The sequence below is a fragment of the Ureibacillus thermosphaericus genome (assembly GCF_002370195.2).
Lineage (GTDB): Bacteria > Bacillota > Bacilli > Bacillales_A > Planococcaceae > Ureibacillus > Ureibacillus thermosphaericus.
The window spans coordinates 130,325-144,157 of the sequence record NZ_AP018335.1 but is presented as its reverse complement, the minus strand read 5'-3'; the positions used below and the strand labels follow the sequence as shown (position 1 = coordinate 144,157).

The 13,833-nt window shown below is 36.2% G+C and carries 11 protein-coding genes and 5 pseudogenes; 8 read left to right on the top strand and 8 right to left on the bottom strand.

Annotated features, from left to right (window positions below; genetic code table 11):
* Window positions 1-30: 30 nt before the first annotated feature.
* The 3 genes and pseudogenes from UtA1_RS00740 to UtA1_RS00735 form a co-directional block, all read left to right on the top strand.
* Window positions 31-1,434, top strand: a pseudogene (locus UtA1_RS00740) (alkaline phosphatase); the annotation flags it as partial.
* A gap of 27 nt (window positions 1,435-1,461) precedes the next feature.
* Window positions 1,462-1,983, top strand: coding sequence for an S-layer homology domain-containing protein (locus UtA1_RS17560; RefSeq protein WP_331855313.1), 522 nt, complete (start codon window positions 1,462-1,464; stop codon window positions 1,981-1,983).
* 134 nt (window positions 1,984-2,117) lie between these two features.
* Window positions 2,118-2,463, top strand: a pseudogene (locus UtA1_RS00735) (transposase); the annotation flags it as partial.
* 169 nt (window positions 2,464-2,632) lie between these two features.
* Here the strand turns inward: UtA1_RS00735 and UtA1_RS00730 are convergent.
* Entirely contained in the window at window positions 2,633-3,022 is a 390-nt protein-coding gene (locus tag UtA1_RS00730) for a hypothetical protein (protein WP_096549725.1), read from the bottom strand.
* A gap of 180 nt (window positions 3,023-3,202) precedes the next feature.
* Here UtA1_RS00730 and UtA1_RS17965 point away from each other — a divergent pair.
* Window positions 3,203-3,316: pseudogene (locus UtA1_RS17965) on the top strand (IS3-like element ISBce13 family transposase); the annotation flags it as partial.
* Here UtA1_RS17965 and UtA1_RS00725 read toward each other — a convergent pair.
* The 4 genes from UtA1_RS00725 to UtA1_RS00710 form a co-directional block, all read right to left on the bottom strand.
* Complete coding sequence (locus UtA1_RS00725; protein ID WP_197722735.1) at window positions 3,277-3,498, bottom strand: hypothetical protein; 222 nt, start codon at window positions 3,496-3,498, stop codon at window positions 3,277-3,279. The pseudogene UtA1_RS17965 and the gene UtA1_RS00725 overlap by 40 nt on opposite strands.
* A gap of 142 nt (window positions 3,499-3,640) precedes the next feature.
* Window positions 3,641-4,015 carry a YwqH-like family protein gene (locus UtA1_RS00720; protein WP_172597796.1) on the bottom strand — a complete coding sequence of 125 codons (375 nt, stop codon included), beginning with the start codon at window positions 4,013-4,015 and terminating at the stop codon, window positions 3,641-3,643.
* Window positions 4,016-4,129: 114 nt separating this feature from the next.
* Window positions 4,130-4,888 (bottom strand): hypothetical protein, encoded by a 759-nt coding sequence (locus UtA1_RS00715; RefSeq protein ID WP_096549723.1) that lies wholly within the window; start codon window positions 4,886-4,888, stop codon window positions 4,130-4,132.
* Between the two features lie 75 nt (window positions 4,889-4,963).
* On the bottom strand, window positions 4,964-5,548 hold the full coding sequence (locus UtA1_RS00710; protein WP_096549722.1) for a hypothetical protein: 585 nt from the start codon (window positions 5,546-5,548) through the stop codon (window positions 4,964-4,966).
* 79 nt (window positions 5,549-5,627) lie between these two features.
* Between UtA1_RS00710 and UtA1_RS00705 the strand changes: the two are divergent.
* Together UtA1_RS00705 and UtA1_RS16905 are read left to right on the top strand one after the other, a co-directional pair.
* A pseudogene (locus tag UtA1_RS00705) lies at window positions 5,628-6,175 on the top strand (DJ-1/PfpI family protein).
* Between the two features lie 265 nt (window positions 6,176-6,440).
* Window positions 6,441-6,584 (top strand): hypothetical protein, encoded by a 144-nt coding sequence (locus UtA1_RS16905; RefSeq protein ID WP_172597795.1) that lies wholly within the window; start codon window positions 6,441-6,443, stop codon window positions 6,582-6,584.
* Here the strand turns inward: UtA1_RS16905 and UtA1_RS00700 are convergent.
* Window positions 6,573-7,703: a CdaR family transcriptional regulator gene (locus UtA1_RS00700; RefSeq protein ID WP_096549721.1), complete on the bottom strand. Its 1,131-nt coding sequence runs from the start codon at window positions 7,701-7,703 to the stop codon at window positions 6,573-6,575. The genes UtA1_RS16905 and UtA1_RS00700 overlap by 12 nt on opposite strands.
* A 134-nt stretch (window positions 7,704-7,837) precedes the next feature.
* On the opposite strand from UtA1_RS00700, the gene glcD reads away from it, so the two are divergent.
* Together glcD and UtA1_RS00690 are read left to right on the top strand one after the other, a co-directional pair.
* Window positions 7,838-9,250, top strand: coding sequence for a glycolate oxidase subunit GlcD (gene glcD, locus UtA1_RS00695; RefSeq protein ID WP_063386437.1), 1,413 nt, complete (start codon window positions 7,838-7,840; stop codon window positions 9,248-9,250).
* Window positions 9,250-10,566, top strand: coding sequence for a (Fe-S)-binding protein (locus tag UtA1_RS00690; RefSeq protein ID WP_096552345.1), 1,317 nt, complete (start codon window positions 9,250-9,252; stop codon window positions 10,564-10,566). Before glcD ends, UtA1_RS00690 begins: the two co-directional genes overlap by 1 nt.
* Before the next feature lie 655 nt (window positions 10,567-11,221).
* Here UtA1_RS00690 and UtA1_RS00685 read toward each other — a convergent pair.
* Together UtA1_RS00685 and UtA1_RS00675 are read right to left on the bottom strand one after the other, a co-directional pair.
* On the bottom strand, window positions 11,222-11,560 hold the full coding sequence (locus UtA1_RS00685) for a thioredoxin family protein (protein WP_096549720.1): 339 nt from the start codon (window positions 11,558-11,560) through the stop codon (window positions 11,222-11,224).
* 841 nt (window positions 11,561-12,401) lie between these two features.
* A pseudogene (locus UtA1_RS00675) lies at window positions 12,402-12,925 on the bottom strand (type II toxin-antitoxin system PemK/MazF family toxin).
* Window positions 12,926-13,833: the final 908 nt, after the last annotated feature.

Genomic DNA, 13,833 nt, shown 5'->3' with positions numbered 1-13,833 from the left:
AAATTCATAATCTATTAATACAATCGTTGTATGTTTATTATTGATATAAAACATTGTAAGGAGGTTTTGTATTTGGACAAGAAGAAGTTTTTTAGAGGATTAACGGCGTTCACGTTAGCTTCTAGTTTAGGAGTCAGCAGCTTAGTAACGAATCATGATGTTGTCAAAGCTGAGACAAAACCGAAGCAAGTTAAAAATATCATCTTTATGATAGGGGACGGAATGGGGGTTTCTTACCTAACAGCACATCGTTATATGAAAGATAACCCTGATACATTTGTTGTCGAAAATACAACATTTGATGACTACTTAATTGGTATGCAATCTACATATCCAGAAGATGAACATCAAAATATCACGGACTCTGCTTCTGCAGCAACAGCGATGTCAGCCGGTATTAAAACGTATAATGCGGCTATCGCGGTTGATAATGATAAGACGGAAGTAAAAACGGTATTGGAAGCAGCAAAGGAAAAAGGAATGTCGACAGGTCTTGTAGCGACATCAGAAATTACGCACGCAACACCGGCTGCTTACGGTGCCCATGATGTGAACCGAAAGAACATGAATGCGATTGCGGATGACTACTATGACGAATTAATCAATGGCCAACATAAGATTGATGTCATGTTAGGCGGAGGACTTAAGAACTTCATTCGTGAAGATCGGAGTTTAGTCGAAGAATTTAAAAAAGATGGATACAGTTTTGTGACAAATGAAGATGAATTGTTAAAAGACAATAACGAACGTATTTTAGGATTGTTCGCTGAAGGCGGTCTTCCTAAACGTATTGACCGTACTGAAGAAACTCCGGATCTAGAAGAAATGACAAGAGAAGCGATTGAACGTTTAAGTAAAAACGAAAATGGTTTCTTCTTAATGGTTGAAGGAAGCCAAATTGACTGGGCTGGACATGATAATGACATTGTAGCGGCAATGTCTGAAATGGAAGATTTCGAACAAGCTTTTAAAGTAGCTCTTGATTTTGCGAAAAAAGACGGTGAAACCTTAGTCGTATTAACAGCAGACCATTCTACAGGGGGATTCTCATTAGGAGCTAATGGTATTTATAACTGGTTCCCAGAGCCAATCAAAGCAGCGAAAAGAACACCTGATTTTATGGCAGAAAAAATCGTCAATGGTGCAAATGTGAGAGAAACATTAAAGAAATATATTGCTCTTGATTTAACGGAAGAAGAAATTAAATCCGTAGAAGACGCTGCGCAAACGAAAGACCTTAGAACAATTGATGATGCGATTGAAGCAATTTTTAATACCCGTTCTGTTACTGGTTGGACAACAGGCGGTCATACTGGAGAAGATGTAGCGGTTTATGGATACGGACCGCAAATTGAACGTTTTGCTGGTAAAATTGACAACACTGATCATGCGAAAATTATTTTTGACATTTTAGAAAATAAAAAAGTGAATAAACCAAAAACAGGACAAACTCCTGCCGATATGAAAGAGGGTCAATTTGCTTATAATGAAATTCAACATTTAATCAGTCAAAATGTCATTTCTCTAGATGATAAAGGAAACTACTATCCAAACAAAGCGATTACACGCGCTGAGGCAGCTGTTATGTTGCAGAGTGCATTAAATCTTGAGATTCCAACTGATTTAAACGCTTTTAAAGATGTGAATGAAAATCATCCATATGCTAAAGAAATTGCTGCAACAAAAGCAAAAGGCATTTTTAAGGGAAAAGCAGATGGAACATTTGGTGTTAATGATGTATTAACCCGTGAACAAATGGCGACTATTTTAGTTCGTGCGTTTTCTTTAAAAGCTCAAAACCATGTTCAAGTAAAATTATCTGATTTAAAATCCGCTTCGCCTGCTCATCAAGAAAATATAAAAATCCTTTATCAAAATGGGGTAACAACTGGTAGAAAAGGTGGAATGTTTGATCCACGTTCTAAAACGACACGAGCTGAATTTGCAGTGTTCTTATATCGTGCGTTAAATTTAAATAATTAAGGTACATGATAGATTATAGAAGAAAGCCTGAAAACCTTAGTTCCACTACACATATAGGGAACTAAGGTTTTTATTTGGTTATATGTAAATTATTAGGTGTTGGATATGAAGTGTACTTCTTTTATGTTAGGCCCATCCTCCGGCGTTTTCGCTATTTTCAGCGAGCTTGCGGGCTTCGGGAAGTCCCTCCTCGTTTTTCCGCGCGGCGAAGTGGTTGAGAACAGGGATTTCCTGTTTTTCGCGCACAGCTGCTCAAAGATTTAGAAGTACGGTATCCCCAAATTGTGTGGATCCGACAGCACGGAACTTCGAAGTAGTTTTTACGATTCGCAAGCAAAATGAGGAGCGGCCACCCGATACCACTGGTTTAAAGGATATAAGCTCCATCTCTTCACCACTGCCGAGGGAATCATTTTATCTCCTGTGTTGACCACAGCGAATCGGAATGATGCGGCAGTAGCACCAGAATTGCTTGTTTCAGGATATAGTTCTAAAGAAATAACATCTTGAACACGGGTATTAAGAAAACAGCAAACACTATCCACTTCTGAATAATTGTTCTTACTGTATAGTCAACACACGTTGAGTGCGTTTCGCAGATAGTTTTAAAATGAAAAAAATGAGGCAAGATAAGGTTTCTCTCTTGCCTCTATTCAATTTTTGGTGTGGTAAACCGGTAATGAATTATTGGTGTACCGTCCTCTTTTACCTCGATTCGATTAATCAGTCGATGGAGAATATCCTCGGTTAATTCATCGAAATTTAGGAATTGAAGTAATTCCTTTTTGAGCTTTTCAATTGTTTCGATTACATCCTCGCTTTCCATCAATGAAAGAAGTTCATTTTTCTGTTCCATTAATTCAGTTAAATCCTTGTTCGTTGCTTCAATACTCTCTTGATATTCTTCATTGGTAATGATTCCGTCAGCTAACAGGTTGATGAATTTCCTTTTTCGATTTTTTAAAACATCCATCTGTTTGTTAATCTTATTGATTTTCTTTTGAGAATCCGATTTTGTACTTTTCGATTTTCTCTCCATCTTCTTTATATATTTCTCTTTATCAACTTGTTGAATTAAGGTTTGGATGTCATCTAGGATTGTTTCTTTTAGAAAATCCTCTTTTATCGTGTGGGCGGTACAAGTAGATGTAGTATAGATTTATGGACACAACTTGGTTAAGTCATTAATATTAAACTAACGAAAGGTTGTGTCCAAATCATGAGTCAAAAACGGTATAATCAAGAATTTAAACAAACAGTAGTTGAGCTTTATCGCTCAGGCACTCCAGTCAGTCAACTCTCTAGCGAATATGGTGTTTCAGAAGTAACGATTTTATCTAAGAACTTCGCCTTTTTTATCAAGCGGATCGCTCTCGCTTTTTCTCTTAATCTTATTTCCTCCTTAAGTAGCCCATACAAGAATTGTTCCGGAGTTTCAAACGGTATTTGCTCGTATACATCCGCAACATAAGCTAACCTCAATGACTTACACAATTCTTTAATGTCCTGTTTCAATTGACAGCCTCCTCTCTAGGAGCTAATGAATCGTATTTACTCCAGTCCACTTCATAAGGATTATTATCACTAGGTAGCTTATCCTGTGCAATTAATTCATAGAACTCTTCATTAATCTTCTTCATGTTTTATTTCACTCATATTAATTCATTCCCCCCTCGTTTTTTAATTTTGTCCTTAGATTATATAAATCACTTCTTCGGTTTTCGTATTTATTAATATCTTCTTTTAAATTTTGAATTTGTTGATTTAAATCATTAATTTTTGTTTCTATTTTCGATACAATGTCACTTAATTGATTTTGATAAAGGTATCGATAATTTGAAACTAAATCTCCCAGACGAAATGAATGGAATTCAGTAGCTAATTTTCCGTGCCAAGTGGTTGATGTGAATTCTGGTTCTTTTGTTCGACGTTCATAGTTAGAGAACTCACCTTTGATATCTAGTAATTCTGACTTTACATTCTTTAATCGTTGTATTTTTTCCTCTTTATTCCCAATGCTTACGTTAGTCAAAGATATTAAATGGTTATAATATTGAATTTGCTAATTTACATAAGATAATGACATAAGAATCACCACTTTTTTATAAAGCTACTTTTTTAAATTATTTATGTTTTACAGATTTAATTACTTAATAATAATTTCTTTCCCTTTTTTTCGCATTTCTTTAATTTCGCTTTTAGAAGGTTTTAATAAATGAACGAAACTAGGGTTTGCTTTCATGAAAAAATATCGGTGGAAAAACTTAGCGCCAATGTATGCATAAAAGAAGGACATTAAATAAAAGATTAAAACAAGAATCCCAAGTGCTAAATCATCAGATTTAATAATCCAATTATGTGCAACAAAATAACCTAAAGCAGGAAAAATAGCTGCAACTGAATAATACTTTTCTTTTCTTGCTTTAATAAGTTCCTCCAATGCCCTTTCTTTATTGTTGACTGGTTTTATATTTGAATATTTTTTTATTTGATAAATAATCAATGAAACGACGGAAATAATAAATATAGCAAAGGAAATGAAGTAATAAATGGGTTCTGTGATATTTACGTAGTGATACGCCATTTTAAGCGCAAGTAAATAATAAGTATAGGAACCAATCGAACCAATCGAACCAATGAAAAGAATCAGTTCATATTGAATGGAGTAGCTATTCTTAAATAGTAGTCTTATCGCCCAAATATTAATGAAAATTAAAAAAGGCAATAATACAAAATGAAATAAGTTATTAGTTGGGTAAAACAAAGGAACTGCGATCAACACATCCAGCCCTGCAAAGGTGATTCCTGCAACTAAGCCGTTTTTTTGGAGCGAATCAAAAAACATTAAATGTTCTTGAACATATGTTGGTAAATGTTCTTTTTTTATTTCTGTATCGATTTTCATTGTCATCCACCTTTAATATTAGTATTACAAAATTGATTCCGTGGTTATATTGCTGTATCAGGCTCAATAATTTTTTTAAAATCCAAACCAACCAGCAACCGTACTAACAGCATTTTTTGCACTATTAGCTATAGAATTAACGGCATCTTTAACATGGTCGGTGATACTCTTTCCATTAATTTTGACACTTTCAAGTAATACAGAAATTCCTACGGATACTGCAGCAGCTACACCTGCACCAACAATAACTGGAGCCCCTAAAGTCCCAGCAACTCCTGCAACAACTCCACCTAATACCAATGTTCCTGCACCGATACCAACATCAACCGCTGCATCCCCAATAATTCTTGTTGCATCTTCACCATTATTTACATTTTCAACTACATTTTCTACAGTTGAAATCCCTATACCTATCCAACCTGCTTTACTTTTTAATGCACTTACTGCACTTGCTCCAGGACGAACATATGAAGACACTTTTGGTGGATTGCCCTGTCTTGCTTTTGCCTTTAAATCATCTTCCCAATATATTTTTGATTTCCTTCCATTTCTCGGAGGAGAAACGCCGATCAATTCAGGTTTATATAAACGATACTGGACTCTATTGTTACTTTTTACAATTCTTTCAATCTTAAATCCTTTTCGTACCTTATCATACACTTGATAAAATGCAATTGCCTCAGCAGTTATTCCAAACTGTTCACCTTTTTCATCAAAAGCTGCTTCTAGTTCAAAATCAATTGAAAAATTTTCTTCTTTCTCTGCAACTTTTTATCCTTATTATCGTTGTATTGAAGAAAATATTAATTGTACAATTGCCTCACCTGTTAAAAAGAAGCTCCAGACGGTTGTCCATGATTTCCTTCCTGAAATGGAGACTTTTACAGAAAAATGGGCATATAAAATCGAATCTCATGCATCAGTAGATGAGATTAATCCTGCCGACTATGATGGATTAATTATCCCAGGAGGGCGTGCGCCTGAATATATTCGTATGAATCCAAAGGTTCAGGAAATTGCTGCTCACTTTTTAAAAGAAAATAAACCTCTTGGGGTGATCTGTCATGGACAATTAGTCTTAACAACTGTAAGAGAATATATCAAAGGAAGAGAGATGACAGCTTACACTGCTTGTAGACCAGAAGTGGAAGCACAGGCGCTACTTATGTGGAAAAAATGCTTCATGTGGATGGGAACATTGTATCGGGCCACGCTTGGCCGGATTTACCGGGATTCATGAGAGAATTCTTTAAATTGTTGAATGTAAGAGAAAAGTCTGCTGTTTAAAACATAAAAGGGCTGATGTATTTGAAAATGCAACCCGAATATCGGATACTTGAAAAAAGTTCGATATTCGGGATTTTTTGTTTCATCAGGAAAAATACGTTTGTCATCGAATCCAAGATGTAAGCGGAGGAAATCCAATGAGGATGATTTTGAGTGACGTTCAAATGAGACAGTTAGAGAAAATCATTGGAATGTCAAACATGTGTCCAGACGTTCTCCACATTTAGAGCAGTTCTTAATTACTTGTCTAAAAGGAAATTGCCCATTGAAAGACACTATGGAATTAATGCTTGCTGTATGGCAGCAATCCCAAAGTTTTCCTGCCGGTCGTCTCCCCGAACAACATTTGCCGATTGTCTTTTTTCATTCACTCCCGTTTCGATCAAATTATACGGACTTAACGGTTTAAAGAATTTAATAACAGTAACGATATATAAAATATGACAATTCCTTCTGTTGTTTTAGGGTTAATTCCTGTCAGCTCTTCGATTTTATTTAAACGGTAGTGCAGTGTATTAATATGGATATTCATTTCCTCTGCCGTTCTTTTGATCGATTGATTATTGTTCATATAGTGTTGTAACGTTTCGATTAGAATTTGATCTTTTTCCATCATATGAATGGTTTGCTTCAAAAAATCCTTTTGCATCTCTGTTGGGATATCATCCAAGATGATTTCTAATATAAGATCCTCATAAAATACAATGCCTTTATTTTTTCGCGCTACCTTTAATGCTTTTTGTGCTTCTTTAAAAGATTTATTGATCATGTGTTTGCAAGCTGTTTTTCCTATGCCAATAGCTAAAGTGCTTTTGTATCTGTTTTCGAATCTTTTTTTTAAATCGTTTAACTGACTGTAAAAATAATTTTGTTTATAAGAAGCATCCATCTTTTTTAATACTAAAAAGCGCTCTTGCCCCCATCGAACAATAAAATGTTTTTCTTTCCCGAAGATAGAATAAAACAATTCTATGATTTCTTTTTGAATTCGATGAATATCGTAATTATTTAATGTGTGTATCTCCAATTCCATGAGTGTGCAAACATGAGTGTCATACACAGGAATGCCTAACATAAACCCGCGCTCTAAAAAATCTTTATCCACAGATGAAGCATTGATCCATTCATAAAGATACGATTCTATTCCTCTTATTTCCCATTCGTTTCTTTCAGTATAATATGCTTCTTGTATAATGAGCTCTGTCATTCTTCTAATTAAGTCCGCATAAGGCTCCACTTGTTTCGGTTCGCCAGTTATTCCGATCACTCCAATTACCTTCTTATGAAACATAATGGGCATATTGATTCCTACTTTGACTCCTTTCAGCACTTGTGCTTTGATTTGATCAATGTAAAGCTTTTGTTTGGACTTAATAACAATCGTAGCTCCTTCATGAAAAGAGCCGATCCGACTCTCATCAGTGGAGGATATGATGATCCCATTAATATCAACTAATATAATATCCTCTTTGACTACGTCCTGAACCTCTGAAATAATTTTAGCAGCCAGCTTTGGGGATAATTGCAACTCGTATCACCACCCTTTTGGTTAAAAAGACAATAAAAAAGGCATTTTTGGTATGTTAATTATATCATCATACATAGATAATATGACTCTCATTCTTTATAATAAAACGAAAAGAATAAAAGTGAGGGGTTTGAATGATTGCTCCTGATATAAAGAGGGAATTCATAAATATTGTAGGAGAAGAAAATTTTGAAGATTCGGAAGTTGAAAGGTTAGTATATTCGTATGATGCGACTCCAAATTTTCAATCGATTCCGGATGCGGTCGTTTCGCCTAGAAATACAGAGGAAGTATCTAAAATATTGCAATTATGTAATGAAAATAAAATACCGATTGTTCCGCGGGGCTCTGGTACGAACTTATGCGCCGGCACTTGTCCTGTTGAAGGAGGAATCGTTCTTCTATTTAAACATATGAACAAAATTTTAGAGATCGATGAGGAAAACTTAACCGTCACATGTCAACCGGGAGTTATCACACTTGATTTAATCCATGCGGTGGAACAAAAAGGTTTGTTTTATCCACCAGACCCAAGCTCAATGAAAATATCTACAATTGGGGGAAATATTAACGAAAATTCTGGAGGATTAAGAGGACTGAAATATGGAGTAACTCGTGATTATGTGCTGGGGCTAGAGGCGGTTCTTCCTAATGGGGAAATTGTTCGAACAGGAGGAAAGCTAGCGAAAGATGTGGCAGGGTATGATTTAACGCGCTTATTTATAGGTTCTGAAGGAACGTTAGGAGTGATTACAGAAGCGACATTAAAGCTGATCCCACTGCCTGAATCAAAAAAGACAATGCTTGCTTTATTTCAAGATTTAGAAGCTGCTGCGCGTTCCGTATCGAAAATTATTGCCAATAAAGTAATTCCGGCAACTTTAGAGTTTTTAGATCAGCCGACGCTAAAAGTAGTGGAGGACTATTCACAAATCGGACTGCCAACAGACGTTCAAGCCGTATTACTGATTGAACAAGATGGAACGCCTGAAAATGTGAGTAAAGATATGAAGGTCATGGAAGAAATATGCAGGAGTGAAAACGCCGTATCTGTACAAATTGCCCAGTCAGAAGAAGAAGCTGAAGCTTTACGAACAGCGAGACGCACCGCTTTGTCCGCCTTAGCCAGACTAGCACCAACTACCATTTTAGAAGATGCGACTGTTCCAAGATCAGAAATTGCCAAAATGGTCAAAGCCATTAATGAAATAGCCGCAAAACATAACGTAAAAATATGCACGTTTGGTCATGCGGGAGACGGAAACCTTCATCCTACCTGCACGACAGATATTCGGAAGAAAGATGAGATGGAACGGGTGGAAAAAGCTTTTGCTGAAATATTTGCAAAGGCCATTGAACTGGGAGGAACAATTACTGGAGAACATGGAGTAGGAGCCATGAAAGCGCCTTATTTAGAATGGAAGCTGGGGAAATCTGGCATCGATGTGATGAAGTCGATCAAAGCTGCATTGGATCCAAACAATATTATGAATCCTGGGAAATTATTTGCAAAGGATACACGAAAACGAGTGGTGATCTCAAAATGATGACAGAATCAGAAAAGCAAAATATCCAAAGAGATTTCAAGGAACGCATGGACGAAGATGAGCTGTTAAATTGTATGAGATGCGGTTTTTGTTTGCCATCTTGCCCAACTTACATTGTGTCTGGATATAAAGAAAGCCAATCACCAAGAGGAAGAATTGCCTTAATGAAGGCAGTTTATGATGGGGTCCTTCAACCGGATGATGAATTTGAAAAGTCTTTAAACTTGTGTTTAGGATGTCGTGCGTGTGAGCCGGTTTGTCCATCAGGTGTGAATTATGGACATTTATTAGAAGAAGCAAGAGACATAATTAACCAAAATAAAAAGCATTCTTTACCTGTGCGGGCAGTTCGAAATGTGGTTTTTAAACAACTATTTCCTAAAAAAAGTAATTTAATCAACATAACTAGCTTAGTTGGATTTTATCAAAAATCTGGACTTCAAAAAGCGGCACGTAAAATAGGATTTATGAAACTGTTTCCAGATCATCTCCGGGAAATGGAAAAAATATTGCCTGATGTTCCTGAGAGAAAGACACTGAAACAGCGATCTGAATATTTCCCGCCAAAAGGAGAGAAAAAAGCAACTGTTGCTTTCTTTTCCGGATGTTTAATGGACACGTTGTTTCTCGAAACAAATCATGCAACCATTCAATTATTGCAAAAAGCCGGGTGTGAAATTGTTATTCCTAAAACACAAGCATGCTGTGGAGCTTTGCACGGTCATAGCGGAGAAAAAGAACTAGCGAAAGAATTAGCAAAACAAAATATTGAAGCGTTTGGAAAAAACGAAGTAGATTATATTATAACAAACGCAGGTGGCTGCGGCGCTTTCTTGATTGAATATGATCACTTATTAAAAGATGATCCGCAATGGTCAGAGCGCGCTGAAAAATTTGTTGCAAAAATAAAAGACATTACGTCCATTTTATATGAGCTTGATTTTCACAAACAATTTCGCCTTTCACTTCCTGAACAAGTCGTCACATATCAAGATTCCTGTCACCTGAGAAACGTCATGAAAACGTCAAAAGCTCCTAGAGAATTGCTTCGTTCAATTAAAGGAGTAACATTCACAGAAATGGAAAATGCCGATAACTGCTGTGGCTCTGCAGGCATTTATAACATTGTCGAACCGAAAACATCCATGGAAATTTTAGATCAGAAAATGGAAAAAATGAAAAAAACCAAAGCCACTACAATAGTAACAGCTAATCCAGGATGTTTCATGCAAATGAAGCTAGGAATTGAAAGAGAAGGATTAAAGGATGTAAAAGCTGTTCATATTGTGGATCTATTGTTAGAAGCAGCGAAATAACGAACAAGCACTATATTTGATGTAATTTTGAAACTTAATGTGAATGTTTAATTGCTAAGCTGCAGTTTTTTGTTCAGATGATTATGGGGGGAGGACTTTCTCTAAGAAGTGGACTTGTTTGAAGTAGCTTCTACTCAAGTTTCTCAGACCTTCGGAAGCATCTGTGTCTGATTTTAAGTTAAATTCAACATAAAATGAAGAAAAGAAACGGAATGTACCGCGCATGCATTCCGTTATTTCAACCGCCATCAAGATAGATTTTACGGTTGTGAGAACATATAGATTTTTCATGAATGAAATAACTAAACGTTTCTTTTTATTCCAGATTTCATTTTTATCATTGGAGATTTTTCTTGCGGCGTTGGCAAGTTTGCTTTCGTTTGATGATCCAGTCTAACTTTAAGCAGGCTCATTCCCTTTTAGAACAAGAATATTTTTTTGGGCTGTCCAGAAAGTCAAAATCCACTGAAAATGAAACATCATAAGCATTGATATATCAACGTTTCTAAAATATTAAAGGGGCGTCTATAAGCCGGAAAATCGACTTATTAGACAGCCCCTATGTGTAGAAGACTCCGCTCATGGAATACATTAGTTAGCATTCCGCCTCTGTGAAACATCTCAGCCAAAAGGTGCCTATCACCACGCAAACAAGTTACGATTGTTCCGCTAAAAAATAAATTTTCTTCACTTTCTCCTTAAATTGTTCAACATGAACAAACCTCTCTTCTCGCAAAACCTCTTTTCCATCGACATACAAAATTAAAACAGGTGCGGTAAATATGGATAAGTGACCGGCTATGCTCGGAATATCATCGACGTTGATAAAGCCCATTTGAATCTTTGGAAACTCAGCCAGCACTTTTTCCACCTTTGGCAGCAAAGCATGACAAACACTGCAATTTGTTTTGGATATATATAAAAATGCCAAATGATGACTATTAATAAATTGCTCGACATCTTCTATGGAAAATAAATCATGGTTTGTCTGCAAAATTCATTTCGTCTCCTTTCATGATCAAAAAACTTACTTCATTATACCATAGGAAGGTATAAAGAAATTGAACAGATGCTTCACACGTTGAGAAGCAGGAGATTCACTTGGAGGGGCTTTAGAAGATGTGTATTGACGGCTTCTATTCTTTAATCGTTTGAATAGAAATATTTGAAAAACTGATTATGAACAAAAACTGGAAGTGATGAATCAAATTTGAGAGTAAACGTTCGATGATTTCAAATTGTGCGGATGATATCGCTTACCTTAACAGGAAAGAACACGGAAAAACGAATTGATGTTAGAAGTCTTTCTTGTATATAACAAAGAAATTTTAACTTATTGCCCTTTGTATTGTTCTTGTTCGTTGATCTGCTGGGCAAAAATACCTTTTTCTATTTATTAGGCAGCTGGCAGCAAAATCAACGGATGCTCTTTTCTACCCCTTGTAAGTGAACACGTACATTAATTATGTTGAATTACACAAGTCATTCAGCTGCTTTGATACGAAATTATTCAACATTGCAGACCTTTATGTAAATTTTCTTCGCAAGAAATCTTCTCCAATAAATACATTAACCCCCAGCACCTAAGTACTGGGGCAATAACCATGAATCCCCCGCTGACGGGGTGAAATGGCCTGCGACGCGGCAGGCAACTTATCATTAAGTTATGAGTTTATTGTTGATATTATGCAATGAGAGAAACCATTTAGGGCTCCTCTCCGTTGAAAACACAAACGAATCCACGTTTTTTTCACGTGTGAAATGGTCTGTGACGAGACAGACAACTTATTTTGTATTCTAAGTATAGAAAAATCTTGGGAAATGTCAATACATGATCAATACACTGTCAATACGTTACAGATAAATACCCATTTTACACGGTTCATAATCTTATTTAAATCATCCTTGTTTATATTGCCGATATGTTGCTTTAGCCTTACTTTGTTAACTGTCGTTAATTCTTCCACCTTTACGGCAGAAGTCTGCGTTAAAAACGGATAGACTTCCTTTTTGAGAAAATAATGTGTCGCAAGTTTTGGCGATACCTTTGTTTTTCCTTTCCGATCTGTTATAGTTTTGGTTTTTAACTTTGTAGTCAGCGGAGCTATCTTAACATTACCGGATGTACGGTTAATTCTGTTATTAGAAAGGACAAGCACCGGTCGTTCTCCGTTTTGCTCTGTGCCGATATTTTCCCCGAGTTCACAAGTGAAAATGGCCCCTTGAACGATCAGTCGTTTCATTTGCGTTTGCTCATTCTCAATCCATTCATTAGCTAATGTGATCTTATTGGGATACATTCGTCTAGTTTAGCTTTTTTTAAACGTAATCGTTCACGTTTTACTGCATCTGATTCCATCTTCTTCTCCCTTTCCCTTTGTTTTATACCGTTACACTCATGATTGTATCACGTCATGATCTTAAAGTTTGTTAAAGCTTCAATATTTTTTCGCTATACATTCCCATCATTTTGTCGCTTGCAGGGTATGCCGAAACAGCAATAGAATGATTATATAACAGTGTAATAACAGAATGTATCGGTGTTTTGACTAGTGATATAGACGAAGGACTAATATTGATTGAATCGAGAGACGTGTGTACCTAATTAAGAATGAAGGAATCTGCTTTAAGAAAGTATGCTCTCATTCTCCAAGCAAGACGCGGGTGGGAGCGAGGCTATTTAGAAAAGACATTATATTCTCTTGAAGCGTTTTATGGAGATAAAACAGAGCAGCGATATGACGCCAGAAACAAGCGGCAGAAGCAGTAATGGCATGTGTTCGACAATCAAACGTAGCAGTTTGCGAAATGAAGACAAAACGGGAATTAGATCGTTATAACGATAATATACAAAAGTGATGGTGCCAAACAAAACGATCTGCTAAAGTACTCATGATGAGGTTAGATCAACAACAGAAATACATAAAGGAAAGGGATGAACTTCTCACGCGGTTTCTAAAGGAATCCATGGAGACACGCAAAATGATCACTGTGGCCAAAGAGGAAGAGCAAAAGAAGAAAAAGTGTTTTGGTCTCTTCATCTCTTTTGTGATTGTTCATTTCGCATGCATCCTCTTTTCCCTCAAGTTCAGTATTCATGCGAGAATCAAAATTGTACATTTATTAAATTAGCATTCATATGCATTTTCGCTCTGTATGAGTAAAATGTTTGTTGGAGAAAGATAAGATCCTTCCGTTAGAAGCAGGAGTTTCTCTTAAATGGTAGGGGGAAAGGCAAAATAAATGCAAAAAGGACTCTCCTCCTGT